Below are 25,807 nucleotides of genomic sequence, written 5' to 3' on the forward strand. Positions count from 1 at the left end.
TGTCATGCCCGCCAGGACGCGGCCGACTCCGCTAAGCCCCCGAGCGCGCCGCCGTCAGCAGGGAGTCCCAGTCGGCCAGCTTGACCACGCTCCGGCCGAGCCGCGCGCCCAGCGCCGCCTCCGCCCGCTCGATCGCCTGCCAGCCCGGCCACTCGACCGGCTCGACGCCCGCCGAGCGCAGCGCGGCGACCGGGTCCTTCGGTACCTCCCGCCGCAGCAGCGACGGAGCGTCCGCCAGGAGCGAGGTCGCCGTCTCCTTCGCGTCCGGCCGGTTGGTGCCGATGACGCCGGTCGGGCCCCGCTTGATCCAGCCCGCCACGTAGTCGCCCGGCACACCGGAGCGGCCGTGCCGGACCCGGCCCGCGTCATGCGGAACGGTGCCGGTCTCCTCGTCGAACGGCAGCCCGTCCAGGGGCACTCCGCGATAGCCCACCGAACGCAGCACCAGCTGCGCCTCGACCGTCTCGTACCGCCCGGTGCCCCGCACTCCGCCGCGCCCGTCGGGTTCGGTCCGCTCGAAGCGCACCGCGCCCACCCGCCCGCGGTCCGCGAGCAGTTCGGCCGGGCGCAGGAAGAAGCGCAGCCGGATACCGCGGTCCGCGCCCCGGCCGCCGGCCTCGCCCCAGCCGCGCAGCACCTCGATGTTGCGGCGCTGGGCGGCGGGCAGCGCGGCCGGGTCGGCGTAGGCCGGGTCGAGCGCCAACTCGGCCGGATCCACCAGGACTTCGGTGTCCGGCAGGGCGCCCAGCTCGCGCAGCTCCCTGGTGGTGAAGCGGGCCTGGGAGGGGCCGCGCCGGCCGACCACGTGCACCTCTCTTATCCTGCTCGCCGCGAGCGCGCTCAGGGCCGCCTGGGGCATGTCGGTGGGGCTCAGCTCGGCCACGCCCCGGGCCAGCATCCGCGCCACGTCGACCGCCACGTTGCCCACGCCGACGACCACCGCGCTCCGGGCGGCGCGCACGAACCCGGCGTCGGCCGCGTCCGGGTGCGCGCTGTACCAGGACACGAACTCGGTCGCCGACCAGCAGCCCGGCAGTTCCTCGCCCGGGATGCCGAGCCGCCGGTCGCCGGCGGCGCCGACGCAGTAGACCACCGCGTGGTACAGCTCGCGCAGCCGCGCCACCGGGAGTCCGCCCGGACCGCCGCCGACCCTGACCCCGCCGAGGAACCGCACCCGCTCGTGCTCCAGCACCGTGCGCAGGTTCCCCTGGAGCGACTTGATCTTCTCGTGGTCCGGGGCGACCCCGTAGCGCACGAGTCCGAACGGGCACGGCAGCCGGTCCAGGACGTCCACGACGACCGTGGGGTCGAGCTGCACCAGGTTCTGGGCGGTGTAGCACCCGCTCGGCCCGGAGCCGACGACGGCGACACGCAACACGGGGGACTCCTTGCCCGAGGGGGCTGGTGGCTCCAGCATCCCACCGGCCCGCCCGGGTCGACAGGGGCCGCAGGGGTGATGCGGACGCGTGTCCGTTCGTATGGAATGTGATCATGCGGTTACTTTGCGTATGTGCTGGAAGCATCCTTTCTCAATCTTTGCGATCGGCGTGCGGAGGACGGCACGGTGTCCGTGTCGCCCGCCTAGGAGGTGCAGGAGCACGCGGGAGCCATGTCCTGGTTCCACGTCCGGCTGGTCTTCGGCGACGGCGCGCGGGTCGACGCGCTCGCCGTGGTGGCCGGGGGCCGGGTCTCCATCGAGGACGTCAGGGCGCGGCCCGCCCTGTCGCTGGCCGATCTCACGGTCCTCGCCGACTGGATCGAGGAGCCGCTGTTCCGGGTCTGCGGGATGGACTCGGACGTCCGCGACGACGAGGAGCCCCTCCGCGACTCCGGTGGGGCGACCCAAGTGGACCGGGAGGAAGGGGAGTTCGGCGGGCCGCGACGGGCCAGGCCGGGCTGGCCGCGGGGCGTCGAGGGGCGCTGGCTGGTCGCCCAGGAGTACCGGGCCGCGCAGGAGGAGGGCCTCGACCCGGTCCTCGCGGTGATGGGTGCGACCGGACACAGCCGCCGGCGCTCCCTGCGCCTGATCGCCCAGGCCCGCGACGCGGGCTACCTGACACCGGGCCACGCACGGCGCTGACCAGGGCGCTCCCGACGGCTCTGAGCGGCGTCCCGGCCTACGGCCGCCGGGGCTCGCCGCGGTCCTCGGTCGCGAAGAACCGGGACAGGTCGCGGGGGGCGGCCGTGGGCGCGGGTCCCTCGGGCAGGCCCAGTTCGCGGTCGAGTCCGTAGCGCTCGAACAGCTCCGCCCGCAGCGCCGGGATCGGCATCGGCACACCCGGCACCAGCGCCGCGTACACCGCCCCCATCAGCAGGGCGCGCAGCATCGGGTAGTCGTCCGGCACGTTGTGCGAGCCGTACCGGGCGACGGTGTCGCCGAGCAGCTCGGAGAGCCGACGCTGCTCCGGGCACTGCACGAACCCCTCGGCCTGGAGCAGCCCCGCCATGTGCTGGCGCATCAGCACCGGCCGCTCCCGGGCCAGGCCCAGGATCGCGTCGATGGCCCGGGCCAGCCGCTCCCGGCCGTCCTCGGTGCGCGGCTCGCGCTCCAGCGCCTCCTCCAGCGTGCGGTGCATCAGCCGGTGCACGGCGGACTGGACCAGCTGGCGCTTGCCGGGGAAGTAGTACGACACCAGCCCGCGCGCCGACCCGGCCCGGTCGGCGATGGCGCCCAGCGTGGTGGACTCGAAACCGTGCTCGTCGACCAGCTCGACCGCGGCCTGGAGAAGCCGTTCCCGGGAACGCCTGCGCAACTCTTCATTGACCGAGGCGCTGCGCGGGGACATGCTGGACTCCTGCGTTGACTGGCTGCCAGCCAACTATAATCGACGCGGCGGGCACCGCCCTGCGCGGAGCCTGTTCAGGGCCGCCGTCCGTCCGGGGCGACACGGGGGAGCGTCTCGGGCGGACGGCGCGGCAGTCAGGCCTGGGTGGGCGTGGCCGGTCGGCGGGCCACGCCCACCAGGTCCAGCACCGGCAGCAGGGCCCCGGGCCGCTCGGTCACCGGCAGGTGGTCCACGAAGTGCACCCGGCACCCCAGCGCCGCCGCCCCGCCGTCGGCGGGCCTGCTGTCCCCGACCATCACCGTCTCGGCGGGCCGGACCGCGAGCGCCTCCAGGGCGGCCGTGAAGAGTCGCGGATCGGGCTTCTGGACCCCGTGTTCGTACGACAGGACGTACGCGTCCACGTACGCGTCGAGCCCGTGCGCGCGGAAGACCGGGCGCAGGTCCCAGCCGATGTTGCTGACCACGCCGACCCCGATCCCGTGCGCCCGCAGCGTGCGCAGCACCTCGGCCGCGTCCGGGTACGGCGTCCAGGCGTCCGGGGCCATGTGCCGTTCGTACAGCGCGTCGTGCAGCGCCGGGTCCGGCAGCGGCACCCGCCGGGACAGGCCGGTGTACGCGGCCCGGTGCAGTTCGGCGCTCTCGTCCCGCACGGTCCAGACCCCGGCCAGGTCCGCGGGCAGTTCCAGCGGGTTCGCCCCGCCCGGCTGCGCCCCGGCCGCCTCCAGCGCCCCCGCGGCCCGCGTCAACTCCGCCTCGGACAGTGTCGTTGCGGTCTCGGCGAGCACGGCCCGCAACCAGGAGTCGGTCGGCTCGATGCGGAAGAGGGTCCCGGAGAAGTCGAAGAGCACGGCAGCCATGCGCCGGACTCTACCCGGGCATACGCCCGGCCCCGGCCGGTGAGGAGCGCCCGGGTGCTACCGGCCGCCGCGCTCCCAGCCGTACGCCAGTACCGCCAGTGCCACCACGAGCGCGCCGAGGAGCCAGCCGCCGAGGACGTCGGAGGGCCAGTGGACGCCGAGCCAGATCCGGGTCAGGCCGCCCCCTATCACCGACACCGCGGCCACGGCCAGGGCCGTGCGCCACAGGGCCGGGCCGGGGGCGCGGCGGCGCAGCAGCCACAGCAGCAGGCCGCAGACCACCGTCGCCGTCATGGCGTGCCCGGAGGGGAAGGCCGAGTAGGCGGCCGAGTCGACCGGGTCCGGCCAGGCGGGGCGGGGGCGGTCGACGGCCGCCTTGAGGGACTGCTGGGCGAGGGTGCCCAGCGCGCAGGTCACCGTCAGCCACAGGGCCGTCCACCATGCCGAGTGCCGCCACACCAGCCACACCGCGACCGCCGCGCAGAGCAGGCGCATGGTCAGCGGGTCCCAGACCCAGTCGGTCAGGACGCGCAGGACGTGGGTGGTGTCCTGGTCCGCCACCGCCCAGCGGTGGGTGGTGTCGGCGATCCCCTCGTCCAGTGCGACCAGCGGCGGCCACTCGCCGGCGACGAGGGCGAGCAGCAGCGCCGAGCACAGGGCGAGCACGGCGGTCGCGAGCAGCGGGGCGGGGCGGTCGTCGGGTGGCGGGCGCATGGCGTGATCTTTGCCGAATCATTGCCCGGAGAGCAATTCCCCCGCTGTGCACGGCATTACCCGAGCGCGCGCAGACCGGGGACGAGCGCCACCAGTACCGGGATCACCGGAACCAGGGCGGCGGTCGCGGTCAGGCGCAGCCGGTGCCGTGCGGGGAGCCGGTCCGGGTCGGTGAGCAACCGGTGGACGCGTTGCGGGACATGGGCGTGCGGGGTCGGTCCGGGACCGAACACGCCCCGGTCCTCGTTGAGTTCGACCAGGGCGAGGGCGGTGGTGAGGCGGCCGTGGCGGCGCGAGGCCATGTCGTCGGCGGCCAGTTCGACCAGCCGGTGCATCTCGTCGCGGAACGCGGCGAACACCGGGATCTGCGGGAATCCGCCCGCCAGCGCGGCCGAGCAGTGCAGCAGCCAGTCGTGCCGGGCCTGGGCGTGCCCCTGTTCGTGGGCGAGCACCGCGTCCAGCCGACGGCCCTCGAGCCTGCGCAACGCGGCCGTGGTGACGACGAGTCGGGGGGCCGCCCCGGCCAGCCACCAGGCGTCGGGACGCTCGCCCTCAAGGACGACGAGACGGCTGTTCGCCGCTTCCTCGCCCGGCAACAGGGGTGCGCGGAGCAGGAGTTCGGCCCGCCGTCGGCGACGCCCGGCGCGCGCCCGCAGGACCTCGCGGACCAGCATGGCCCCGCTCCACAGTCCGGCACCGGCGAGGGCCAGCGCGGTCGTCGCCGCCCACGGTCCGGTGGTGCCGAGCGTGTAGGCGTCCGCCACGCCCGCCGGGGCGGCCGCGAACACCCGCCCGCGGGCCGCGTGCCAGGCCGCCGCCGCGCTCAGTGTCATCGACAGCGCGCAGCACACCAGGACGGCCGCCACCACGCACTGCCACACCCACAGGGCGACCACCGGCTCCCGGTCCGGCCAGTCGGCCCGGGCGAGCAGCCGGGGGCCGGCCACGGCGGTCAGGGCGCCGAGCAGCAGCAGTGCCGCGGGGACCATCATGGCCAGCACCCTATGAGCGGGCGGCCGCCCAGGGGTACAGCCCATTGCGCCAAAGTGACGCAAGCAACGTCTGCGCCGCGAGCGCCGTCACGTCCTCACAGCGCCAGCAGCATCGCCACCATGCCGATGCCCATCGACAGCCTGCACGCCCGCGCCAGTTCGGGACGGTCGCCCCACCCGAGCGCCCCGGTCCCGGGCGCCGTCGCCGGCACGGGCACCAGCCGCACGCCCGACAGCAGGACGTAGCCGGTGAAGTAGGCCAGCAACGGCCCTGTCACCAGCGGGACTCCGGCGCCGCCGCCGTGGTGGTGGGCGCCGGGGGAGGCCGCCATCACCGCCGCCATGTAGACCATCGCCGCCGTGCCCACCAGGTGGTGCAGATGGTGCGGGCTGCCGCGGGCGCTCCACAGCGCGCGCAGCGCGGCCGCGCCGAACACCGCCGCGTACAGCGGCCATGCCCAGCCCGGCGGGGAGAACTCCGTCGCGGGCACGGCCATCACGGCCATGCCGAACCCCATCAGCGCCTCGCCGCCCGCGGCGCGCCGCTGCTCCTCGACCCTGCTGCGCATCCGCAGCAGACAGTAGGCCCCGGTCGCCGCGCACAGCGCGACCAGCAGCCAGCCGGGCGAAGCCGGTCCGTGCACGCGCACCTCCCCGCTCGACGTCGCATCGTGGATGCGATGCCCCGCCGTCGTGGCGCGCACGCGGGCGCAAGGATGTACACGGGGAGCACTCGGCGGAGCACGCCAATTGTTTTACGAGTAAAACACATGCTAAATTAATAGGTATGAGCACCGCGACCCGTCCCCTTCCCCTCGCCGGGGTGCTGCGCCTCGGCCGGCCCTCCGACATCTGGTTCAAGCCCGCGCTCAGCGTGGTCGCCGCGGTCGCCCCGCCCAACCTGGCCCTGCTGGCCCTCGGCCGTCTCGACCTCGCCATGTACACGATGGCCGGATCGCTGTGTGCCCTCTACGGCCACAACCGCCCGTACGCGGCCCGCGCCCGCATGCTGGTCCGGGTCGTCCTCGGCATGGTCGGCGGTCTCGCCGTCTCCCTGGTCACCGCCTCGCTCACCAGCGACGCCGTCGTCCTGGTCACCGTCGGCGCGCTGCTGGCCGCGGCGCAGAAGGTGCTCTGCGACGCGACCCGCGTCGGCCCGCCCGGCAACGTGGTCCTCACCTTCATCAGCTCGGCCTCCCTGTTCGCCCCGCAGACCCTCGGCCAGGTCCCCGGCCACCTCGGCCTCGCCCTCGCGACCGGTGCGTGGTCCTGGCTGATCGGCATGGCCCCCGGACTGCTGCGCCCGCATGGTCCCGAGCGCCGCGCCACCGCCCAGGCGCTGAGGGCCACCGCCGCCTACGCCGACACCCGCGGCACCGCCGACGGCCACGCCAGGGCCCGTGCCGCCGCGGCCGCCGCCGTCCAGGCCGCCTGGCAGTCCCTGCTGGCCACCGGCGCCCGCACCGACCGCACCCGCCGCGCCCTGGAACGCCTCGTCGTCCGTGCCGAGGTCGCCCTGGCCGCCCCCGCCGACGCGGACCCCGCACGGCTGCGCGCCTGGGCGCGCGAGCTGCATGGCACCGGACGCGTCCCGCGGGTCCCCGGCGGTGACACCGAACTCCTCGGCATCGACGCGGAACTCGCCGTGCCCCGGCCCCCGTTGTGGCGGCGGCTCGGCCCGCTCACGCCGCTCGCCGTCCGCACCGTGCTCGGCTGCGCCCTGGCCGGATACGCCTCCCTCGCCCTCGGCGTCGGCCGCCCCTACTGGGCGCTGGTCACCGCCGCCTCCCTCTACCAGGCCAACGTCACCCTCACCTGGAGCCGGGGCATCCAGCGCGTCGTCGGCAACCTGGCCGGCGTCCTCGCCTTCGCCGTCATCGTCCCGTTCGCGCACCTGCACCCGGCCGCCCTGGTGCTGTGCTGCCTCGCCCTCAACTTCGGCGCCGAGGCGCTGATCGGCCGCAACTACTGGCTCGGCAGCGTCTGCGTCACCCCGATGGCACTGCTCATCACCGAGTTCGCCCGCAGCCAGGACGCCGGGCAGCTGATCACCGAGCGGGTCGTGGACACCCTGGTCGGCGCCGTCGTCGGCTTCGCCACCGCGATCGTCGTCACCAACCGCAGGGCCGGCGACCGGATCGGCCACGCCCTCACCGCCGTCGAACGCGCCCGTGAGGAGTCCGCCAGGCTGCTCGCGGAGCCGCACCCGGCGCCGCGAGCCCTGGAAGCCGCCCGCCGTACCCTGGCCGCGGCCCTCACCGAACTGCGCGCCACCGCCGAGGCCGCGTCCGGTGAGTGGTGGCAACGCGCGCTGCCCCAGGAGCGGGTCGTGCTCGCCGAACGGTCCGGACACCGTACGCTCGCCGCGACGGTACGACGCCAGGGACCGCACTCCTGGGACGACGCGAGAACAACGGAGGACGTACGGCCATGACGGCGACCAACGGACGACCGGCGGCCGGCAGTGACACGGGGAGGGACGCGGGACGGGGCGCGGGCGGGGACGACACGGTGGCCGGTGTCGTCCGGCAGTGGCAGACCGTCCATCCCGAGCTGGACACCGGGCCCATGGAGGTCATCGGCCGGATCAACCGCTGCGCCGCGCTCCTCCAGCAGGCCGAGGACGCCCCGCTGCGCCGGGCCGGACTCAGCCGCCCCGAGTTCGACCTGCTGGGCGCGCTGCGCCGCACCGGCCACGAACTGACGCCGAGCGAACTGGCCAAGGAGACCTTCTCCTCCGGCGCAGCCGTCACCAAACGCCTCAAACAGCTCACCGAGCGGGGCCTGGTCGAGCGCCGCGGCGACGCCCGCGACCGCAGGGTCGCGCACCTCCGCCTCACCGACGAGGGCCGCGCCCTGGTCGACGCCATCCTGCCCGAGCAACTCGCCTACGAGACCGCCGTCCTGTCCGTCCTGAACTCCGACGGACAGGGCGAACTGGCCGCTCTGCTGGCCGAGTTGCTCGGCCGCCTGGAGGGCCGGATGGGCGCGCTGAGAGCCTGAGCCGGATCACCGCGGCCGTCCGGCGGGCGGCTCAGCTCTCCTCCGCCGGCCGGAAGACGCCGAACCCCGCGCCCTGCGGATCGGTCAGCACGGCGATGACCGGGCCGTCCGGCACGGTCATCGGCACCGTCCGCACCGCGCCGCCGGCCGCGGTGGCCGCCCGCGCGCTCGCGTCGACGTCGTCGACCGCGAAGCAGGGCAGCCAGTGGGCCGGCGCCCCGGGCGGGTACCGGTCGCCCATGTCGGCCATGCCGCCGAACCGCCGCCCCGCGACGGAGAACTCCGTGCAGGGGCCGCGGGCCTCGGCGTGCCAGCCGAAGACCGTGGTGTAGAAGCCCCTGGCACGGCCGGTGTCCCGGGTCGCCAGCTCCACCCGGCCCAGCGTGCCGGGCGCGTTGAACAGCCCGGCACCGGGGAAGACCCGCCCCTCCCACAGCTGGAAGGGCGCGCCGGTCGGGTCGAGGGCGACCGAGAAGCGGCCGGCGTCGAAGATGTCCATCGGGCCCACGAGCACGGTCCCGCCCGCCTCCTGCACGAGGCGCGCGGTCGCGTCCGCGTCGGTCACCGCGAACGACACGTTCCACACGACGGGTTGGGACTCCTGGTACAGCCGGGAGAGCGCCGCGACGGCCGCGTCGCCGAGGTGCGCGACGGTGTAGCAGCCCGCCTCCTGGCGCGGATCCGTCTCCGGGCGCCAGCCGAACAGCTCCGCGTAGAACCGCTTGGCCCCTTCCAGGTCGCTCGTCCCCAGCTCCGTCCAGCAGGGGCCGCCCGGCACCGGTCTGTCGAACTCCATGGCCACTCCTCGCAACCGCTCCCTCCCCAGCACGCTAGCCCCCGCCACCGACACCGGCCATCGGACACCCGCCCGCCCCCGCCCCCGCCCCGGAACCGGGAGCCGGGGTGCGGCGTTAGGCTCGTCCCTGGCCAGCCGCGCGCCCGAGATCGGAGCACCCGCCCATGGAGAACGCCGTCACCGGACTGACCTTCCGTGACGCCACCGACGCCGACGTGGACGTGATCGTCGCGTTGATCGAGTCGGCGTACCGGGGCGACTCCAGCCGGGCCGGGTGGACCACCGAGGCGGACATCCTGGAGGGGCAGCGCACCGACCCGCAGGGCGTCCTCGACGTGATCAAGGCGGCGGACAGCACGCTGCTGACCGTGGCACGGGACGGCCGGACGGTCGCCTGCTGCCAGCTCGAACACCGCGGAGCCCACGCCTACTTCGGCATGTTCGCGGTCAGCCCCGCGCTCCAGGGCGCCGGCCTCGGCAAGGTCGTCATCGCGGAGGCGGAGCGCCGGGCCCGGGCGGAGTGGGGCGTCACGGAGATGCACATGACCGTGATCTCGGTGCGGGACGACCTGATCGCCTGGTACGAACGGCGCGGCTACCGCCGTACGGGACGGATGACCCCGTTCCCGTACGGCGACGAGCGCTTCGGCGTTCCGCTCCGTGCGGACCTGCGGTTCGAGCTGCTGGTCAAGCCGCTGGTGTGACGTCGGCGCCCCGGGTCACGCGGTGAAGCGGGCGGTGCGTTTGATCTCCGGGTAGTCGGTCGTCGCGCCGTCCAGCTGGAGGGCGCGCACCAGCCTGAGGTGGTCCTGCGTGTTGACCACCCAGCCGATGATCCGCAGGTCCGCCTTGCGGGCGTGCTCGACGACCTCCAGGGTCAGCCGCCGGATGTCGAGGCACAGGGTCGTCGCCCCGGCCTCCTGCGCCCGCTCGACGACATCGGTGTCGTAGCGGCTGGCGATCAGCGCGGTGCGCACGCCCGGCACCAGCCGGGCGATCTCGGCGACGGCCTCGTCGTGGAACGACGACACCTCCACCCGGGACACCAGGTCGCGCCGCAGCATGACCTCGGCCAGCGCGCGGGCCGCCGCCACGTCCTTGATCTCGGCCTGGAGCGGTGTCCGCACCGCGTCCAGCACCTCCTCGAAGACCGGCACCCGCTCGCCGCGGCCCGCGTCCAGGGCGCGCAGCTCCTCCAGGGTCTTCTCGGCGATCGGGCCGGTGCCGTCGGTCGTGCGGTCCACCTCCGCGTCGTGCATGACGACCAGTGCGCCGTCCTTGCTGAGATGAAGATCGAGTTCGATCAGGTCGAGGCCGGCCTGTTGGGCGGCGACGAAGGAACGGAGGGTGTTCTCGGGCTCGACGCCCATGACTCCGCGGTGACCGATGGTAAGGAAGTTCAAGATTCAACTCGCTTCCGTCGACGGCGCCGGTGGGGGTACGCGCGGACCGTACGACGGGGACGTCGCTGTCCGCGCGGCTGGGCGCAGCCTAATGGCCGCCCGTCGCGATGAACCCGGCCGTACACGGGGGGATTGGTCCGCCGGGCGCGCGGTACCGGGCTCGTGCCCCTGTCGGCGGTCACCCGTGGGTGGGCGCGTCACGCCGTGTGTTGACCGGCTGGATCAGTACGGTGCCCGGGGCCTCGCCCACCGTCACCGGCCGTCGTGGATGTGAGTGCATTCACGGTTTGGCGCAGGAAAAAGCGCGGCGATTGCGCGATGCCACAGGATAATTTCCCGAAGGTCCCCTTGCTGGGAGAAAGCTCGTATGCATACGGTGTCCTTACGCGAGGTTCTCCCGTGGAGGATGGGTCATGACGGAAATTCTTGTGCAGGTGGGTTCGGAGGAGCGGGTTCCTCCCGTGACCAGGGTGGTCGAGCACCCGGCATGGCCCGTGCTCAGGGATGCCGTGGAGCGGATCCGGCCATGGCAGTCCAAGGACGGGTCGATCGACTTCGACGCCGAGGGCGCCCCGTCCCGCGCCGATGCCGAGCGGACCGTACGGCAGGTCGTGGACGCGGTGGCGGAGCTGTCGCCGCTGCTCCCGCACGACGCCGGCTACCACGGCGCGCTGGTCGAGGACCTGCGGCGGTGGGCCGACGACGGCTTCGGGGTGCCCGACTTCCTCGACTCGCTGCTGGCCTTCCAGCCCGCGAAGGGCCGCGCGGACGGCCTCCAGCACCTGGTCGTCTTCCCGATGTACACGCAGAACGGCAACCCGGACCGCAACCTGGAGGCGGTCGTGCTGCGCATGGTCTGGCCGGACTGGCTGGCCGAGCTGGAGCGCACCCGCTACGACAACCCGCTGTTCTGCGGTATCACCTTCGAGGACTTCACGGCCGGCTACGACACCAACTCCGCCGTCCTCTTCCCCGAGACCATCGCCGTGCGCGAGGCGCCGGAACGATTCTCCTGGGGCGGTATCTTCTGCGACCGCGAGGCCGCCCGGTTCCGCCGGGTCACCGACGCGGCCGTCGGCATACTGGGCCTCGAACTCCCCGGGGACATCGCCGCGATGGTGCACGACCAGAAGCGCTGCGAGGAGGCCTTCGTCCTGTGGGACATGGTCCACGACCGCACCCACAGCCACGGCGACCTGCCGTTCGACCCCTTCATGATCAAGCAGCGGCAGCCGTTCTGGATGTACGGCCTGGAGGAGCTGCGCTGCGACCTCACCGCCTTCAGGGAGGCCGTGAAACTGGCGGCCGACGGCGTCCCGCAGGCGCGTGACGTGCAGTACGCGGTGCTCTTCGACCGCATGTTCCGCTTCCCGGTCACCGGCGACCGCGTCCGCAACTACGACGGCCTCGGCGGCCAGCTGCTCTTCGCCTACCTGCACAAGCACGACGTGGTCCGCTGGACCGACAACAGGCTCACCATCGACTGGGAGCGCGCGCCCCGGGTCACCAACCAGCTCTGCGCCGAGATCGAGAAGCTCTACAAGGACGGCATCGACCGCCCGAAGCTCGTCCACTGGTTCGCCGGCTACGAGCTCGTCGCCGCCTACCTCGCCCCGCACCCGGGCTCCACGTGGGCCAAGGGCCCCGACGCCCTGGACCTGACCCTGCCGCCGCGCAAGCTCGTGGACGACGTGCTTCCGGACGAGTTTCCGCTGAGCATGTTCTACGAGGCCCTGTCCAAGAAGATCAAGAACGTGATCGCCGGTACCCGGGGCATCACCGCGGACAGCGCCGAGCCGGTCGCCGCGTGAGCGACCGGCTCCGGAACACTGCTCAAGAGGGGAACGACATGGTCGGCAACGGGGTACTCGGTGGTGCGGTCATCGCGGTGGCCGGAGCGGGCGGACCGGCGGGACGCGCGACGCTGATGCGGCTGGCCGAGGCCGGCGCCACGGTCGTCGGCGCGGACAACGACCCGCAGCGGCTCTCGGAGGCCGTGGACGCGGCCCGCTACGCGTCCGGCGGCGCCAGCGTCACCGGCGACACGGTGGACCTGCTCGACCTCCAGTCCACCCGGGACTGGGCCACCCACATCGAGAAGGACTTCGGCCGCGTCGACGGCCTGGTGCACCTCGTCGGCGGCTGGCGGGGCAGCGAGACCTTCACCAAGACCAGCCTGGACGACTGGGACTTCCTGGAGCTGCTGCTCGTCAAGACCGTGCAGCACACCTCCCTCGCCTTCCACGAGGCGCTCCAGCGCAGCGAGCGCGGCCGCTACGTGCTGATCAGCGCCTCCGCCGCTAGCCGGCCCACCGCGGGCAACGCCGCTTACGCCGCGGGCAAGGCCGCCGCCGAGGCATGGACCCTCGCCCTGGCCGACTACTTCCGCAAGGCCGGGATCACCGAGGGCGCCGAGGGCCCGACCTCGGCCGCTGCGATCCTGGTGGTGAAGGCGTTGGTGCACGAGGCGATGCGCGCCGAGCGGCCCAACGCGAAGTTCGCGGGCTTCACGGACGTCAAGGACCTGGCCGAGGCCATCGAGGGCGTCTGGAGCAAGCCCGCCGCCGAAGTGAACGGAAACCGTCTGTGGCTGACCGAGAAGCCGTGAACCCTCCCAGGACCGACGCGCGTCGCCACCACGACCCGGACGTCCGCGGTTTCGCCAGTGACAACTACGCCGGGGCCCACCCCGAGGTGCTCGCCGCCCTGGCCCTGGCCAACGGCGGCCACCAGGTGGCCTACGGCGAGGACGAGTACACCGGGAACCTCCAGCGCGTCGTCCGCAGCCACTTCGGGGCGAGCGCCGAGGCCTTCCCGGTCTTCAACGGCACCGGCGCCAACGTCGTCGCGCTCCAGGCGGTCACCGACCGCTGGGGCGCGGTGATCTGCGCCGAGAGCGCGCACATCAACGTCGACGAGGGCGGCGCGCCCGAGCGCATGGGCGGCCTCAAGCTGCTCACCGTGCCCACGCCCGACGGCAAGCTCACCCCGGAGCTGATCGACCGGCAGGCGTACGGCTGGGAGGACGAGCACCGCGCGATGCCGCAGGTCGTCTCGATCACCCAGAGCACCGAGCTGGGCACCCTCTACACGCCCGACGAGATCCGCGCGATCTGCGAGCACGCCCACGCGCGCGGCATGAGGGTGCACCTGGACGGCTCCCGGATAGCCAACGCGGCGGCCTCCCTGGACGTCCCGATGCGCACGTTCACCAACGCCGTCGGCGTCGACATCCTCTCGCTGGGCGGCACCAAGAACGGCGCCGTCTTCGGCGAGGCGGTCGTGGTGCTCGACCAGGACGCCGTGAGCCACATGAAGCACCTGCGCAAGCTGTCCATGCAGCTCGCCTCGAAGATGCGCTTCGTGTCGGTGCAGCTGGAGGCGCTGCTGGCCAGGGACCTGTGGCTGCGCAACGCCCGGCACGCCAACGAGATGGCCCGGCGGCTCGCCGAGGGCGTCCGCGCCGTGCACGGCGTGGAGATCCTCCACCCGGTCCAGGCCAACGGCGTCTTCGCGCGCCTCCCGCACGACGTGAGCGTGCGCCTCCAGAAGCGCTTCCGGTTCTACTTCTGGGACGAGGCCGCCGGGGACGTCCGCTGGATGTGCGCCTTCGACACGACCGAGGACGACGTGGACGCGTTCGTGGCGGCCCTCAAGGAGGAGATGGCCCGCTGATCCGGCACCCACCGGATGTGATGCATAGATATGCGGTCACCTGAAAAGTCATTGACTGTCGGGTGGTCGCATTCCTATGCTCTGCGGGCATGGAGCTGATCCAGAACACCGCCGACCTGTCCGCCTATCTGGTCGCTGACGAGGCCATCGACCATCACCGTCCCGTGGTGCGGGAGACGGCCGCCCGACTGGCGGTCGGGGTCGCCGACTCGTATGCCTATGCACAGGCCGCGTTTGAATTCGTACGGGACGAGATCCCGCACTCCGCCGATGCCGGTGATCCGCGCGTCACCTGGCGCGCCTCGGACGTGCTGGAGCTGCGCACCGGCATCTGCTACGCCAAGGCCCACGCCCTCGCTGCGCTGCTGCGTGCCGAGGACATCCCCACGGCCCTGTGCTACCAGCGGCTCGCGGACGACGGCGGCGGCGGTCATGTCGTCCACGGGCTGGTCGCCGTGCGCTTCAACGGCGCCTGGCACCGCCAGGACCCGCGCGGGAACAGGCCCGGCGTCGACGCCCGGTTCTCCCTCGCGGGGGAGCGGCTGGCCTGGATCCCCGACTCTCGGTCCAATGAGGTGGACTACCCGGTCCTGTACGCTGAACCTCACCCGGTCGTGCTCGGCGCGCTCAAGGCGGCACCCGACCGCACGTACCTCTGGAAGACGCTCCCCACCGCACTCTGAGGCAAGGCAGATGTCACTCACGCTCACCGTGTCCGACGAGGCCAGCGCCCTGGTGCCCGGCTTCACGCATCTCGCGGTCGAGGCCCACGGGCTGGTCAACGGGGCGAGTACCGAGGCGAGTTCGGCGCTCCTCGACGACGCGGCCCGCCGTCTGGCCGTACGCCTGGACGGGCGGGCCCCGCACGAGGACCCGCACATGGCGGCCTGGCGCGCGGCGTACACGGCCTTCGGCTCCAAGCCGTCCCGCACCCGCAACTCGGCCGAGGCCCTGGCCGGACGGGCCCTTGCGGACGGCGGTCTGCCCCGCATCAATCTGCTCGTGGACCTCTACAACGCGGTCAGCGTCGCCCACCTCGTGCCCGTCGGCGGCGAGGACCTCGACCTCGTCCGGGGCGCGATGCGCCTGGTCCGGGCCACGGGGGAGGAGGACTTCGGCACCGTCGCGGGCGGCGCGGAGGCGGTCGAGCACCCCGAGGCCGGTGAGGTCGTGTGGTGCGACGACGCCGGGGTCACCTGCCGGCGCTGGAACTGGCGCCAGGGTCCCCGCACCCGCCTCACCGAGCGCACGACGTCGGCGGTCTTCCTGCTGGAGAGCCTCGCCCCGATGCCGGTGGCGGACGTGACGGCGGCCGGCGCCGAACTCGCCGAGCTGCTGGAGAAGTTCAGCCCGGGGGCCCGGATCGAGCTGGGGACCCCGCGAACGGCGGGCTGAGCGGCGGCGCAGGTCGCGAGGGACTCGCGCCGGCCGGTGGGTCCGGGCGCGGGGCCCGTCAGATCGCCTCGGCCGCCTTCAGCTGGTCCTGGGTCGGGGCCGTGCCGCCCAGATGGGCCGGGAGCCACCAGCTGTCGGTGCTGTCCTTCGGGCGGGCGGGGTAGGCGCGCTGGGCGGCGTCGAGGAGTTCCTGGACGCGCTCGCGCAGACGGCGGGTGATGGCGCCCGCGTACTGGTCGCGCGGCGCCTCGACCGGCTCGCCCACCCGGATGGTGATGGGGAGGTGGTCGCGCTTGAAGTTGCGCGGGTGGCCCTTGGTCCAGATGCGCTGGGTGCCCCACAGCGCCATCGGGACGAGCGGGACGCCGGCCTCCTGGGCCAGGCGCGCGGCGCCCGACTTGAAGCTCTTCAGCGTGAACGACTGGGAGATCGTGGCCTCCGGGAAGACACCGACGATCTCACCGGACCGCAGCGACTCCAGCGCGTGCTGGTAGGCCGCCTCGCCCTGCTTGCGGTCCACCGGGATGTGCTTCATCCCGCGCATCAGCGGACCCGAGATCCGGTGCCGGAACACGGATTCCTTCGCCATGAAGCGCACCAGGCGCTTCTGGGGGAGTGCCGCCAGGCCGTCGAAGATGAAGTCCAGGTAGCTGATGTGGTTGCTCACCAGCACGGCACCGCCCGAGCGCGGGATGTTCTCCGAACCCTGGCAGTCGATCTTGAGGTCCCAGGCCTTGAACAGCGTCTTGGCGAGACCGACGACAGGACGGTAGACCAGCTCTGCCATGGGCGGGGTGGACCCTTTCTGCTCTGCCTGGGAAAGGGGCTCCCGGCGGGAAGTTACGCAGCCGTAGGTTTACGGGCGTCTCGCAGATCGTGCCCGAAGAACGGGCGGGGAGCCAGCCCTGGTGCCCCGGAGCGGCGAGATCCTCGTCACGTCGGCCTATGATCCACCTCGGATTTTTAAACCCCCTTTACTCCGCGCGTACCCCCAAACGCCGTACGAGCAGGAACATCTCGCAGCCCAGGCAGTACCCGAACGCGGCGTTCAGGAAGGCGGCCGCCAGCGCGAGCCCGGTGGCCGCGAGACCCAGCCAGCCGGGGCCCAGCGTGAAACCGACCAGACCCAGCCCCGCGAACACCAGTCCCACCGCCTGCGCGAACCGCGGGGGTTCCGGCGCCTCGAACTCCGTCGGAGGCCCGAGCCGGGGCCGCACCGCCCTGCGGAAGAGCAGGCCGTACGGCGAGGCGCCCACGCCCCCGGCCGCGCCCAGCGCGAACGCGAGGGTCTGCCAGGCCAGGACCCAGGGGCTCCGGGTGATCAGCGCGACGGCCAGTACGACCGTCGTCACGGCCGCCGCGAACCGCGGCCCACGTGCGTCGATATCCATGAACCAAGGATTCCGCCCCCAGGGTCCGGAGGGGAGTCGGGAATCTTTGCAGTCTCGTGAATGCTTGTGCGGAGGATGACCGGACTGGTGGTGTGCGTGGCGGTGCTCGCTGCGGCGAGCTTCTTCGGAGTGCTGCACAAGCGGCGGAGCGGGAGGGTGCGGGTGCGCGGGCGGGACGACGGCAAGCGGCTGGGAGCGGCCGAACTCGGCGGCGAACTGGGTGAACGGGCCACCCTGGTCCAGTTCTCCAGCGCCTTCTGCGCCCCCTGCCGGGCCACCCGGCGGGTGCTCGGCGAGGTGGCCGGGATGGTCCCGGGCGTCACCCACGTCGAGATAGACGCGGAGGCCCACCTGGACCTCGTACGCGAACTGGAGATCCTCAAGACGCCGACCGTGCTGGTGCTCGACGCGGACGGCCTGGTGGTGCGCCGGGCCACCGGGCAGCCCCGCCGCGCGGACGTCATCGCGGCGCTGGGAGAGGCGGTCTGACGGACGTGCCGATGACGGTGAGGCAGCTCCCACATCGCGGAACGTACTTGACTGGTCGCACCACCTATCGTCAGCCTGACTGTATGCCTCGGGAACTCCTTCTCTTCGGCCGGGTCCACGTGGACCTGGCCCGCAACGCGAGCGCGCGCTGTCCGGACTGTTGAGCAGTCCCGCACCCGAACGCCGCCTCTCGCAGAAGGACAACTCCATGACGGCCACGCCCGACCTCGACGCCCCCAGGACCGCCTCTCCCGACCTGCTCCGCTCCGCCTTCCGGCGGCACGCGGCCGGGGTCGCGGTGATCACCGCGACCGGCGCCGACGGCCCGGTCGGCTTCACCGCCACCTCCCTGGCCTCCGTCTCCGCCGAACCGCCGATGCTCTCCTTCGGTGTCGGTGTGGGCGCCTCCAGCTGGCCCGCGATATCGACCGCCGACCACATCGGCGTGCACATACTCGGCGAGCACCAGGCGGAGCTCGCGGCCACCTTCGCCCGCAGCGGTGCCGACCGGTTCGGGGAGCCCACCGCCTGGCGCGAGGGCCACGCGGGCGTGCCGGTCCTCGACGACGTGCTGGTCTGGCTGGTCTGCAAGGTCGTCGCGCGCGTCCCCGCCGGCGACCACCGCATCGTGCTGGCCGAGGTGGTCCTCGGCGACCCCTCCGGCGTCGGCCGGCCGCTGCTGTACCACCAGGGCCGGTTCAGCGGACTGCGGGATTGATCACGCGCCCCTCGTTCTGCGAAGGCGTCGGGTTCCGGTTACGCTGCGTTGCGAAGGTCACAGTTCAAAGCGCTTGCTCAGCGGGAATGAACTGGGTGTACTGACGAGTAATATTTCGTTCGGAGCGCGCGGCCGCCCCGACCGGGATGAGCCGCTTGAGGCGCCTATGCTGCCTGCAAGAGGCAGCCCAGACGAGACGATGCAGTAGGAGAGCCGGCGTGAGCCTGAGGATCGTTGTCACTGTGAAGTACGTGCCCGACGCCACTGGCGACCGGCACTTCGCCGATGACCTGACCGTCGACCGTGACGATGTGGACGGTCTGCTCTCCGAGCTGGACGAGTACGCGGTCGAGCAGGCGCTGCAGATCTCCGAGCAGTCGGACGACGACGTCGAGGTCACCGTCCTGACGGTGGGTCCGGAGGACGCGAAGGACGCGCTGCGCAAGGCGTTGTCGATGGGCGCGGACAAGGCGATCCACGTCGAGGACGACGACCTGCACGGCAGTGACGTGATCGGTACGTCGCTCGTGCTGGCGAAGGCGATCGAGAAGGCCGGTTTTGACCTGGTGGTCTCCGGTATGGCCTCCACCGACGGCACCGCGGGTGTGGTGCCGGCGCTGCTGGCCGAGCGGCTGGGTGTTCCGCAGGTGACCCTGCTCTCCCAGGTCTCGGTCGAGGACGGCGTGGTCAAGGGCCGCCGCGACGGCGACGCCGCCTCCGAGCAGCTGGAGGCGTCGCTGCCGGCGGTCGTGTCGGTGACCGACCAGTCGGGCGAGGCGCGGTACCCGTCGTTCAAGGGCATCATGGCGGCCAAGAAGAAGCCGGTGCAGGCCTGGGACCTGTCCGACCTCGACATCGAGGCGGAGGAGGTCGGCCTGGAGGGCGCCTGGACCAAGGTCGAGGACGCCGCCGCACGTCCGGCCCGGACCGCGGGCACGATCGTCAAGGACGAGGGCGAGGGCGGCAAGCAGCTCGCCGAGTTCCTCGCGGGCCAGAAGTTCATCTGAGCCCCGCACGCGCCGACCGCCCCTCAACTTCGTTTCGCAGGAGAGCATTCCCATGGCTGAAGTCCTCGTCTACGTCGACCACGTGGACGGTGCCGTCCGCAAGCCCACCCTGGAGCTGCTGACGCTGGCCCGCCGGATCGGCGAGCCCGTCGCCGTCGCGCTGGGTGCCGGCGCCGCCGACACCGCCGCCGCGCTCGCCGAGCACGGCGCCGTCAAGGTCCTGACGCACGACGCCGCCGAGTACGCCGACTACCTGGTCGTCCCGAAGGTCGACGCGCTCCAGGCCGCCGTCGCCACTGTGTCCGCCGCGGGCTCCCTGGCCGCCGTGCTGGTGCCGTCCTCCGCGGAGGGCAAGGAGATCGCCGCGCGTCTGGCGCTGCGCATCGGTTCCGGCATCATCACCGACGCCATCGACCTGGAGGCCGGCGACGAGGGCCCGGTGGCCACCCAGTCGGTGTTCGCCGCCTCGTTCACCACCAGGTCCCGGATCAGCAGGGGCACCCCGGTCATCACGGTCAAGCCGAACTCGGCCGCCGTCGAGGCCGCCCCTGCCGCCGGTGCGGTCGAGGCGCTTGAGGTGTCCTTCTCCGCGCAGGCGACCGGTACCAAGGTCACCGGCCGCACCCCGCGTGAGTCGACCGGGCGTCCGGAGCTGACCGAGGCCGCGATCGTGGTCTCCGGCGGCCGCGGCGTCAACGGCGCCGAGAACTTCTCGGTCATCGAGGCCCTCGCCGACTCCCTCGGCGCGGCCGTCGGCGCCTCGCGCGCCGCGGTGGACGCGGGCTGGTACCCGCACACCAACCAGGTCGGCCAGACCGGCAAGTCCGTCTCCCCGCAGCTGTACATCGCCTCCGGCATCTCCGGCGCGATCCAGCACCGCGCGGGCATGCAGACCTCGAAGACCATCGTCGCCATCAACAAGGACGCCGAGGCCCCCATCTTCGAACTGGTCGACTTCGGTGTCGTCGGCGACCTCTTCGACGTCGTCCCCCAGCTCACCGACGAGGTCAACACCCGCAAGGGCTGATCCGCGCCGGGCCGTCCGAGGCCCCCGTGACCGCGACGGTCACGGGGGCCTCGTGCCGTCCGGGGGTCAGCGCAGGGTGAGGGAGACCTGGACGGGCAGGTGGTCGCTCGGGAACTGGCCGTGCTCGGAGAAGGTGTCGATCGTCGCGCGGTGGGCCGTCACCCCCGGTGACGCCAGGATCCAGTCGATGCGGTCGCCGTCCGGGGTGAGCCCCTGGTAGCCGTGGAAGGTGGCGTACAGGGCGCTCCGCTGTTCGGCCGCGTCCCAGGTGTCGACGAGGCCCGAGCCGATCAGCGTGGTGTAGGCCTGGTTCTTGTGCGCGGCGGCGTTGAAGTCGCCGGTCACCACGACCGGCAGCGCGGGGTCGAACTCCGCGATCCGCTGGACCAGCAGGGTCGCGCTGCGCTCCCGGGCGTACTGGCTCCGCTGGTCGAAGTGGGTGTTGGCGACGTAGAACTCCCGCCCGGAGTCCGCCAGATCGCGGAAGCGGACCCAGGTGACGATCCGCGGGAAGGCGGCGTCCCAGGTGTTGGAGCGGATCACCTCGGGGGTGTCGGAGAGCCAGAAGGTGTAGTGCTCGACCGGGGCCAGGCGCCGTACGTCGTAGTAGACGGCGGTCGACTCGTCCCGGCTGCCGCCCTCGCGGCCGGTGCCGATCCAGTCGTAGTCCGGTCCGAGGTCGGTGCCGATGTCCAGCAACTGCTGGTAGAGGCCCTCCTGGGTGCCGATGACCTGCGGGCGCGCGCGGAGCAGCAGTTCGCGCATCACCGGTCGGCGATCAGCCCAGCTGTTGGGCTCGGTGGAGCTGGCGAACCGCAGGTTGAAGGTCATGACGTCCAGGCGGGGAGCGGGCCGGGGCGCCGCCGACAGGCTCACCCGGCGGGTGCGCGGGACGGAGGCGGAGGCGGGCGAGACGGTGATCGCGGCGGCGCTGGAGAGGGGGATGGTGACGGCCGCGGCCAGCAGGGCCTGCAGTCCAAGGCGGCGGGTGACTCGGCGACGCGGGTGCGGCACGGGCGCTCCTTCAGGGGGCACAAGCCGGACGGACTGGCGTTGAGCACTGTGATACCCAGGTGTGAGATGAGCGTGAACATGCCCAGATGGGGGCGTGTCGCCCCGTGGACACGGTGTTGACCACCCGAAGGCACCCGGATAACTTCATTCAACGGATTGTTGATTCCGTACAGTGGAAAACAGGAGGGTGCGGGATGGGCCAGAGCCGGCAGGAGAACGTGGCGACGAGCCTCGCGGGCGCCGTCAGCGAGGAGATCAGCGCCTCCCTCGCACCCGTCGACGCCGAACTGGAGCGCCGCTACCCGGGCGACCCCGGTACCCGCCAGCCCGTCCACACGGTCTACGTCCCCGGCGACGCCTTCGACGCCGGCACCATCCGCTCCTGGGGCGACCGGGCCCTCGCCGCACTCGACGAACACGCCCCCGACGCGGCCTCCTTCGCCGCCGTCCTCGGCCTCTCCGACGACCTCGCCGAGCCCGTCCACGCGAGGGTCCGCGCCAAACTGGAGCGCGAGCCGATCGAGGACCTGCGCGTCGACTTCGAGGACGGCTACGGCCCCCGCCCCGACGCCGAGGAGGACGAGACGGCCGCCCGCGCGGCGCTGCTGATCGCCGAGGCCTACGCCAAGGGGACGGCGGCGCCCTGGATGGGCATCCGGATGAAGTGCATGGAGGCCGCGGTGCGCGACCGGGGCATCCGCACCCTCGACATCTTCCTCACCGGCCTGATGGCGAACGGCGGACTGCCCGGCGGACTGGTGCTCACCCTGCCGAAGGTGACCTACCCCGAGCAGGTGACCGCCTTCGCCCGGCTCCTGGAGGCCTTCGAGAAGGTGCACGGCCTGGAGGCCGGCCGGATCGGGTTCGAGATCCAGATCGAGACCAGCCAGGCAGTCCTCGCCACCGACGGCACCGCCACCGTCGCCCGGATGATCCAGGCCGCCGAGGGCCGCGCCACCGGACTGCACTACGGCACCTTCGACTACAGCGCCTGCCTCGGCGTCTCCGCCGCCTACCAGGCCGGCGACCACCCGGCCGCCGACCACGCCAAGGCCGTCATGCAGGTCGCCGCCGCGGGCACCGGCGTCCGGGTCTCGGACGGCTCCACCAACGTGCTGCCGGTCGGCCCCACCGCCCAGGTCCACGACGCCTGGCGGCTGCACTACGGGCTCACCCGGCGCGCCCTGGCCCGCGCCTACTACCAGGGCTGGGACATGCACCCCGGCCACATCCCGACCCGCTACGCGGCCGTCTTCGCCTTCTACCGCGAGGGCTTCGAGCGGGCCGCCGCCCGGCTCGCCCGGTACGCCGACCGCGCCGGCGGGGACGTCATGGACGAGCCCGCCACCGCCAAGGCCCTCGCCGGCTACCTGCTGCGCGGACTGGACTGCGGAGCCCTCGACATCGCCGAGGTGACCCGTCCGACCGGCCTGACCCGGGCCGGTCTGGAGGCCTTCGCGGCGCCTCGGCGGGGTGATCTGACAGCCTCGGGCAACTAGTGCGTACCGGCCAAGTCGCAGCTTTTCCGGGCTACTTGAACCGTCCCTGTCACCGCCCCGTACTCTGGTGCGCCATTCACGGATGTGTGTCAGGAACGGGGCTGTGGTGGCGGGTGCGTACGGACAGGGCGACGGGACCGGTCGCCTGCTGGCCGGGAGATACCGGGTGGTGGCCCGGCTGGGGCGCGGTGGCATGGGAGTGGTGTGGCGCGCGGTCGACGAGGTCCTCGGCCGCGAGGTCGCCGTCAAGGAACTGCGGGCCTACACGGACAGCGCCGGGTCCGAACTGGCCGCGCTGCGGCTGCGGATGCGGCGCGAGGCACGGGCCGCCGCGCGGGTGCGCCATCCCGGGGTGATCGTCGTGCACGACATCGGCGAGGTCGAGGGCCGGCCGCTGATCGTCATGGAACTCGTCGACGGCCCCTCCCTGGACGACGTGCTGCGCACCCGCGGCCCCCTCGCCCCCGAGTCGGCGGCCCGGGTCGGTGCCGAGGTCATGGAGGCCATCGCCGCGGCCCACCGGGCCGGTGTCCTGCACCGCGACGTCAAGCCCGGCAACATCCTCCTCGACCGCTCGGGGCGCGTCGTCCTCACCGACTTCGGCATCGCCACGATGGACGACCCCGGCGACGGCTCCGCCACGCATCTCACCCACAGCGGTGAACTGGTCGGCTCCCTCGACTACCTGGCGCCCGAGCGGGCCAAGGGCGCGACACCGGGTCCCGCGGCCGACGTCTGGGCGCTCGGCGCGGCGCTGTACGCGGCGGTGGAGGGGGTCTCGCCGTTCCGCCGCACCTCCACGTTCTCGACGCTCACCGCGATCGTCGACGAGCCCGTCCCCGAGTCCCACCGGGCCGGCCCGCTCGCCCCCGTCCTGCGACGCCTCCTGGACAAGCGCCCCGCGTCCCGGCCGAGCGCCGAGGAGGCGTGCGAACTGCTCTGGACGGCGGCCCAGCAGCCGACCCCGGACACCTCCACGACCTACCTGAGAAAGCCGACACCCTCCCAACCCGCCCTCGCCCTCGCCCTGCCGACGGGACCCGAGGGGGCGGCCGGGGCCCGGGAGTCCGCGCAGGGGGCGGTCGAGGGGGCTGCTGGAGGGTCCGTCGAGAGGGCGGAGGGCGTTGAGGGGGCTGATGGGGCGCTTGCCGGGCAGGTGGTGGTGGGGCCGGGCCAACAGGGTGCCGAGGGGTCGCGCGGAGAGTCTGCGGCGGGCAGCGGAGGGGCGCTCGCGGCCGAGCCCGGTGAGTCTGCCGAGGGGGTGCCCCGAGGGGGCGGGGAGGGGCGTGCTTCGGCTGCCAGAGATGGGGTTGGGGCCGGGGCCGGGGCCGGAGTCGAAATCGAAATCGATGCGGGAGCCGGAGCGGGAGCCGGATCCGGAGTGGGAGCCGGAGCCGAGGCCGAGGCCGGAGCCGCAGTGGGTGAGGGGGTGGGTGGTGAGGCCGGTGCGGTGGGGGAGGGCCACGCGTTCGCCCGGTCGTCCGCTCAGCCGTCCGATCAGTCATCGGCGCGTCAGTCGGCTCAGCCGGTCGCGCAGGCGTCCGCTCAGCCGGCCGTGAAGGACGCCGTCCGGCGGTTATCCCTCGGGTTCCGCACACGGGGCCCCGGGGGGCCGTCGCGGCCCGCCTCGTCGCGTCGTGGCGGTCGGCGGGCCCGGCGGTTGACCGTCGTGGCCGTCGGTGTCGTGATCGCGACGGTCGGGCTGACCGTCGTGCTGCTGAACGACAAGGGGCACCCGGCGAAGCCGGACGCCGCGCCGCCCGCCTCGGTCGCGGCGGGTGCGTCGGAGGAGGCGCGCGACACCGCGGCCGGACCGTCGGCCGACTCGGATCCCGTGGGACAGGGCGAGGAGACGCGCACCGCCGCGACCGGCGCCGCCACCCGGCCCGGATCAGGCGACCCGAGGGGCCGCGCCTCCGCCTCCGCCTCGGCCCCCGGCGCGGAGGGGTCCACAGACCCCACCCCCTCCTCCGGTTCGGGCACCGGGGCCACCCCCACCCCCACGGCAGCCGCCTCGGCCTGCCCGTCCACCGGCGCCGGGACGTACACCTGCGTCGTCTCCAGCGCCGCCAAGTCCTACACCGCCTCGGGGACGAAGGTCGGCAAGGTCCACCCGGGCACGCACGCCTTCTACTGCCAGGCCGATCTGGGCCGTGAGGAGTCCCACGGCAGGTGGAGCAGCACCTGGTGGGCCAGGACCGACGACGACAACGGCAACACCGGCGTGTACATCAGCGACGTCTACATCGACGGCGGCGAGAGCGGCGAACCGGTCCCGGGACTCCCCGTCTGCTGATCGCCGATGTACCGCTCCAGTCCGGACGCGACCGCCCACCGGCGCTCCGCGAACAGCAGGGTGCCGCGCCGGCACAGCTCGCCGTCGGCCCGCGCCCGCGCGCAGAACTCCTCCGGCGTGCTCCCGAACAGCGACCTCAACTCGGCGGACTCCGCGAGGAGTTCCGTGAGGAGGGGGCGCTCCCCGGGGTGCCGGCGGGGGCTGCCGGTGCCGTCGTGCAGGACACCGTGCCGGTTGACGTACACGTGCACCCCGGGCAGTTCGGTGCCGTCCGCGAGGCCGGCCCGTACCCGGGGCGCGGGCAGCCAGGCCCGGGCGAAGTTGCCGTTCGGCAGCGGGGCGCCCTCGCTCGCGTCGACCACCTCCAGCTGGCGCGCGTCCAGCCAGACGACGAACAACTCCCTGACCGTGGTGGGGGATTCGACGGGGGACGCCGAGACGTAGCCGAGGCGGCTGACGTGCGCGGAGACGCCCACGTCCAGGCCGATCACCCGGGCGCGCACCATCGGGATCGGTCCGGCGACCCCGAACTCGGCCATCTTGTGCTGGAGTTGCGCGGGAGAGGCGTTGGAGCCGACCGCGAGCACCGGGACCCGGCTGTCGCCGTGCACCAGCCGCTCCAGCGGCAACAGCCGGTCGCCGTCGAGGAGTCCGGAGTCGGCGGGCCAGGCGCCGGGATAGGTCAGCGGATGGTCGCGGGGCGCCCGGTCGAGGCCGAGTTCCGCGAGGGTGCGGCCACTCACGC

27 protein-coding genes are annotated in these 25,807 nt (G+C 73.1%); 15 read left to right on the forward strand and 12 right to left on the reverse strand.

What is annotated here, in order from left to right; translation table 11 throughout:
* Nucleotides 1-31: 31 nt before the first annotated feature.
* Nucleotides 32-1,378 (reverse strand): FAD-dependent oxidoreductase, encoded by a 1,347-nt coding sequence (locus ACZ619_RS36405; RefSeq protein ID WP_469608410.1) that lies wholly within the window; start codon nucleotides 1,376-1,378, stop codon nucleotides 32-34.
* A gap of 231 nt (nucleotides 1,379-1,609) precedes the next feature.
* On the opposite strand from ACZ619_RS36405, the gene ACZ619_RS36410 reads away from it, so the two are divergent.
* A complete protein-coding gene (locus ACZ619_RS36410) occupies nucleotides 1,610-2,080 on the forward strand; it encodes a DUF6214 family protein (protein ID WP_469608413.1) in 471 nt (156 codons plus the stop codon).
* 37 nt (nucleotides 2,081-2,117) lie between these two features.
* Here ACZ619_RS36410 and ACZ619_RS36415 read toward each other — a convergent pair whose 3' ends face one another.
* The 5 genes from ACZ619_RS36415 to ACZ619_RS36435 form a co-directional block, all read right to left on the reverse strand.
* Nucleotides 2,118-2,786 (reverse strand): TetR/AcrR family transcriptional regulator, encoded by a 669-nt coding sequence (locus tag ACZ619_RS36415; protein ID WP_469608416.1) that lies wholly within the window; start codon nucleotides 2,784-2,786, stop codon nucleotides 2,118-2,120.
* 134 nt (nucleotides 2,787-2,920) lie between these two features.
* Nucleotides 2,921-3,643 (reverse strand): HAD family hydrolase, encoded by a 723-nt coding sequence (locus ACZ619_RS36420; RefSeq protein WP_469608419.1) that lies wholly within the window; start codon nucleotides 3,641-3,643, stop codon nucleotides 2,921-2,923.
* Between the two features lie 57 nt (nucleotides 3,644-3,700).
* Nucleotides 3,701-4,357: a phosphatase PAP2 family protein gene (locus tag ACZ619_RS36425; RefSeq protein ID WP_469608421.1), complete on the reverse strand. Its 657-nt coding sequence runs from the start codon at nucleotides 4,355-4,357 to the stop codon at nucleotides 3,701-3,703.
* 56 nt (nucleotides 4,358-4,413) lie between these two features.
* Entirely contained in the window at nucleotides 4,414-5,349 is a 936-nt protein-coding gene (locus ACZ619_RS36430) for a M56 family metallopeptidase (RefSeq protein ID WP_469608423.1), read from the reverse strand.
* A gap of 95 nt (nucleotides 5,350-5,444) precedes the next feature.
* A complete protein-coding gene (locus ACZ619_RS36435) occupies nucleotides 5,445-5,993 on the reverse strand; it encodes a DUF5134 domain-containing protein (RefSeq protein WP_469608425.1) in 549 nt (182 codons plus the stop codon).
* A gap of 143 nt (nucleotides 5,994-6,136) precedes the next feature.
* Here ACZ619_RS36435 and ACZ619_RS36440 point away from each other — a divergent pair, with 143 nt between their 5' ends.
* Nucleotides 6,137-7,783: an FUSC family protein gene (locus ACZ619_RS36440; protein WP_469608428.1), complete on the forward strand. Its 1,647-nt coding sequence runs from the start codon at nucleotides 6,137-6,139 to the stop codon at nucleotides 7,781-7,783.
* Nucleotides 7,780-8,352 carry a MarR family winged helix-turn-helix transcriptional regulator gene (locus ACZ619_RS36445; protein WP_469608430.1) on the forward strand — a complete coding sequence of 191 codons (573 nt, stop codon included), beginning with the start codon at nucleotides 7,780-7,782 and terminating at the stop codon, nucleotides 8,350-8,352. Before ACZ619_RS36440 ends, ACZ619_RS36445 begins: the two co-directional genes overlap by 4 nt.
* Before the next feature lie 31 nt (nucleotides 8,353-8,383).
* On the opposite strand, the gene ACZ619_RS36450 is transcribed toward ACZ619_RS36445, so the two are convergent.
* The gene (locus ACZ619_RS36450) at nucleotides 8,384-9,148 is read right to left on the reverse strand and encodes a VOC family protein (RefSeq protein WP_469608432.1); all 765 of its coding nucleotides are present in this window, start codon (nucleotides 9,146-9,148) and stop codon (nucleotides 8,384-8,386) included.
* 164 nt (nucleotides 9,149-9,312) lie between these two features.
* Between ACZ619_RS36450 and ACZ619_RS36455 the strand changes: the two genes are divergently transcribed.
* The gene (locus tag ACZ619_RS36455) at nucleotides 9,313-9,852 is read left to right on the forward strand and encodes a GNAT family N-acetyltransferase (RefSeq protein WP_469608433.1); all 540 of its coding nucleotides are present in this window, start codon (nucleotides 9,313-9,315) and stop codon (nucleotides 9,850-9,852) included.
* A 15-nt stretch (nucleotides 9,853-9,867) separates the two neighbouring features.
* On the opposite strand, the gene ACZ619_RS36460 is transcribed toward ACZ619_RS36455, so the two are convergent.
* On the reverse strand, nucleotides 9,868-10,551 hold the full coding sequence (locus ACZ619_RS36460; RefSeq protein WP_469608436.1) for a glycerophosphodiester phosphodiesterase: 684 nt from the start codon (nucleotides 10,549-10,551) through the stop codon (nucleotides 9,868-9,870).
* Between the two features lie 413 nt (nucleotides 10,552-10,964).
* Here ACZ619_RS36460 and ACZ619_RS36465 point away from each other — a divergent pair, with 413 nt between their 5' ends.
* The 5 genes from ACZ619_RS36465 (at nucleotide 10,965) to ACZ619_RS36485 (ending at nucleotide 15,621) form a co-directional block, all read left to right on the forward strand.
* On the forward strand, nucleotides 10,965-12,362 hold the full coding sequence (locus ACZ619_RS36465) for a DUF6421 family protein (RefSeq protein WP_469608438.1): 1,398 nt from the start codon (nucleotides 10,965-10,967) through the stop codon (nucleotides 12,360-12,362).
* A 38-nt stretch (nucleotides 12,363-12,400) separates the two neighbouring features.
* On the forward strand, nucleotides 12,401-13,159 hold the full coding sequence (locus ACZ619_RS36470) for an SDR family NAD(P)-dependent oxidoreductase (protein ID WP_469608440.1): 759 nt from the start codon (nucleotides 12,401-12,403) through the stop codon (nucleotides 13,157-13,159).
* Complete coding sequence (locus ACZ619_RS36475) at nucleotides 13,156-14,226, forward strand: threonine aldolase family protein (protein WP_469608443.1); 1,071 nt, start codon at nucleotides 13,156-13,158, stop codon at nucleotides 14,224-14,226. Before ACZ619_RS36470 ends, ACZ619_RS36475 begins: the two co-directional genes overlap by 4 nt.
* 89 nt (nucleotides 14,227-14,315) lie before the next feature.
* Nucleotides 14,316-14,909 carry a transglutaminase domain-containing protein gene (locus ACZ619_RS36480; protein WP_469608445.1) on the forward strand — a complete coding sequence of 198 codons (594 nt, stop codon included), beginning with the start codon at nucleotides 14,316-14,318 and terminating at the stop codon, nucleotides 14,907-14,909.
* 10 nt (nucleotides 14,910-14,919) lie between these two features.
* Nucleotides 14,920-15,621, forward strand: a complete 702-nt coding sequence (locus tag ACZ619_RS36485; protein ID WP_469608448.1) for a B3/B4 domain-containing protein — start codon at nucleotides 14,920-14,922, stop codon at nucleotides 15,619-15,621.
* A 58-nt stretch (nucleotides 15,622-15,679) separates the two neighbouring features.
* Here the strand turns inward: ACZ619_RS36485 and ACZ619_RS36490 are convergent, their stop codons facing one another.
* On the reverse strand, nucleotides 15,680-16,408 hold the full coding sequence (locus ACZ619_RS36490; protein ID WP_469608451.1) for a lysophospholipid acyltransferase family protein: 729 nt from the start codon (nucleotides 16,406-16,408) through the stop codon (nucleotides 15,680-15,682).
* A gap of 187 nt (nucleotides 16,409-16,595) precedes the next feature.
* On the reverse strand, nucleotides 16,596-17,012 hold the full coding sequence (locus ACZ619_RS36495) for a DUF4395 domain-containing protein (RefSeq protein WP_469608453.1): 417 nt from the start codon (nucleotides 17,010-17,012) through the stop codon (nucleotides 16,596-16,598).
* 75 nt (nucleotides 17,013-17,087) lie between these two features.
* Between ACZ619_RS36495 and ACZ619_RS36500 the strand changes: the two genes are divergently transcribed.
* The 4 genes from ACZ619_RS36500 (at nucleotide 17,088) to ACZ619_RS36515 (ending at nucleotide 20,253) form a co-directional block, all read left to right on the forward strand.
* Nucleotides 17,088-17,501: a TlpA family protein disulfide reductase gene (locus ACZ619_RS36500; RefSeq protein ID WP_469608455.1), complete on the forward strand. Its 414-nt coding sequence runs from the start codon at nucleotides 17,088-17,090 to the stop codon at nucleotides 17,499-17,501.
* Nucleotides 17,502-17,709: 208 nt separating this feature from the next.
* Nucleotides 17,710-18,219 carry a flavin reductase family protein gene (locus ACZ619_RS36505; protein ID WP_469608457.1) on the forward strand — a complete coding sequence of 170 codons (510 nt, stop codon included), beginning with the start codon at nucleotides 17,710-17,712 and terminating at the stop codon, nucleotides 18,217-18,219.
* A gap of 218 nt (nucleotides 18,220-18,437) precedes the next feature.
* Nucleotides 18,438-19,226 (forward strand): electron transfer flavoprotein subunit beta/FixA family protein, encoded by a 789-nt coding sequence (locus ACZ619_RS36510; RefSeq protein WP_469608460.1) that lies wholly within the window; start codon nucleotides 18,438-18,440, stop codon nucleotides 19,224-19,226.
* Between the two features lie 52 nt (nucleotides 19,227-19,278).
* A complete protein-coding gene (locus tag ACZ619_RS36515; protein ID WP_469608463.1) occupies nucleotides 19,279-20,253 on the forward strand; it encodes an electron transfer flavoprotein subunit alpha/FixB family protein in 975 nt (324 codons plus the stop codon).
* Between the two features lie 66 nt (nucleotides 20,254-20,319).
* On the opposite strand, the gene ACZ619_RS36520 is transcribed toward ACZ619_RS36515, so the two are convergent.
* Nucleotides 20,320-21,267: an endonuclease/exonuclease/phosphatase family protein gene (locus ACZ619_RS36520; RefSeq protein WP_469608466.1), complete on the reverse strand. Its 948-nt coding sequence runs from the start codon at nucleotides 21,265-21,267 to the stop codon at nucleotides 20,320-20,322.
* A gap of 194 nt (nucleotides 21,268-21,461) precedes the next feature.
* Here ACZ619_RS36520 and ACZ619_RS36525 point away from each other — a divergent pair, with 194 nt between their 5' ends.
* Nucleotides 21,462-22,766 carry a DUF6986 family protein gene (locus ACZ619_RS36525; protein ID WP_469608467.1) on the forward strand — a complete coding sequence of 435 codons (1,305 nt, stop codon included), beginning with the start codon at nucleotides 21,462-21,464 and terminating at the stop codon, nucleotides 22,764-22,766.
* Between the two features lie 82 nt (nucleotides 22,767-22,848).
* Nucleotides 22,849-25,062, forward strand: a complete 2,214-nt coding sequence (locus ACZ619_RS36530) for a serine/threonine-protein kinase (protein WP_469608470.1) — start codon at nucleotides 22,849-22,851, stop codon at nucleotides 25,060-25,062.
* On the opposite strand, the gene ACZ619_RS36535 is transcribed toward ACZ619_RS36530, so the two are convergent.
* Nucleotides 25,008-25,805, reverse strand: coding sequence for a hypothetical protein (locus ACZ619_RS36535; RefSeq protein WP_469608472.1), 798 nt, complete (start codon nucleotides 25,803-25,805; stop codon nucleotides 25,008-25,010). The two genes, ACZ619_RS36530 and ACZ619_RS36535, sit on opposite strands and share 55 nt — an antisense overlap.
* Between the last annotated feature and the right edge of the window lie 2 nt (nucleotides 25,806-25,807).

The sequence above is a fragment of the Streptomyces sp. NPDC104367 genome (assembly GCF_055583825.1).

Excerpts from the sequence above, each read along its gene's own strand:
- ACZ619_RS36410 (WP_469608413.1), top strand. The coding sequence starts at position 1,610 with ATGTCCTGGTTCCACGTCCGGCTGGTCTTCGGCGACGGCGCGCGGGTC.
- ACZ619_RS36415 (WP_469608416.1), bottom strand. The coding sequence starts at position 2,786 with ATGTCCCCGCGCAGCGCCTCGGTCAATGAAGAGTTGCGCAGGCGTTCC.
- ACZ619_RS36420 (WP_469608419.1), bottom strand. The coding sequence starts at position 3,643 with ATGGCTGCCGTGCTCTTCGACTTCTCCGGGACCCTCTTCCGCATCGAG.
- ACZ619_RS36425 (WP_469608421.1), bottom strand. The coding sequence starts at position 4,357 with ATGCGCCCGCCACCCGACGACCGCCCCGCCCCGCTGCTCGCGACCGCC.
- ACZ619_RS36430 (WP_469608423.1), bottom strand. The coding sequence starts at position 5,349 with ATGATGGTCCCCGCGGCACTGCTGCTGCTCGGCGCCCTGACCGCCGTG.
- ACZ619_RS36440 (WP_469608428.1), top strand. The coding sequence starts at position 6,137 with ATGAGCACCGCGACCCGTCCCCTTCCCCTCGCCGGGGTGCTGCGCCTC.
- ACZ619_RS36445 (WP_469608430.1), top strand. The coding sequence starts at position 7,780 with ATGACGGCGACCAACGGACGACCGGCGGCCGGCAGTGACACGGGGAGG.
- ACZ619_RS36450 (WP_469608432.1), bottom strand. The coding sequence starts at position 9,148 with ATGGAGTTCGACAGACCGGTGCCGGGCGGCCCCTGCTGGACGGAGCTG.
- ACZ619_RS36455 (WP_469608433.1), top strand. The coding sequence starts at position 9,313 with ATGGAGAACGCCGTCACCGGACTGACCTTCCGTGACGCCACCGACGCC.
- ACZ619_RS36465 (WP_469608438.1), top strand. The coding sequence starts at position 10,965 with ATGACGGAAATTCTTGTGCAGGTGGGTTCGGAGGAGCGGGTTCCTCCC.
- ACZ619_RS36470 (WP_469608440.1), top strand. The coding sequence starts at position 12,401 with ATGGTCGGCAACGGGGTACTCGGTGGTGCGGTCATCGCGGTGGCCGGA.
- ACZ619_RS36480 (WP_469608445.1), top strand. The coding sequence starts at position 14,316 with ATGGAGCTGATCCAGAACACCGCCGACCTGTCCGCCTATCTGGTCGCT.
- ACZ619_RS36485 (WP_469608448.1), top strand. The coding sequence starts at position 14,920 with ATGTCACTCACGCTCACCGTGTCCGACGAGGCCAGCGCCCTGGTGCCC.
- ACZ619_RS36490 (WP_469608451.1), bottom strand. The coding sequence starts at position 16,408 with ATGGCAGAGCTGGTCTACCGTCCTGTCGTCGGTCTCGCCAAGACGCTG.
- ACZ619_RS36495 (WP_469608453.1), bottom strand. The coding sequence starts at position 17,012 with ATGGATATCGACGCACGTGGGCCGCGGTTCGCGGCGGCCGTGACGACG.
- ACZ619_RS36500 (WP_469608455.1), top strand. The coding sequence starts at position 17,088 with ATGACCGGACTGGTGGTGTGCGTGGCGGTGCTCGCTGCGGCGAGCTTC.
- ACZ619_RS36505 (WP_469608457.1), top strand. The coding sequence starts at position 17,710 with ATGACGGCCACGCCCGACCTCGACGCCCCCAGGACCGCCTCTCCCGAC.
- ACZ619_RS36515 (WP_469608463.1), top strand. The coding sequence starts at position 19,279 with ATGGCTGAAGTCCTCGTCTACGTCGACCACGTGGACGGTGCCGTCCGC.
- ACZ619_RS36525 (WP_469608467.1), top strand. The coding sequence starts at position 21,462 with ATGGGCCAGAGCCGGCAGGAGAACGTGGCGACGAGCCTCGCGGGCGCC.
- ACZ619_RS36530 (WP_469608470.1), top strand. The coding sequence starts at position 22,849 with ATGTGTGTCAGGAACGGGGCTGTGGTGGCGGGTGCGTACGGACAGGGC.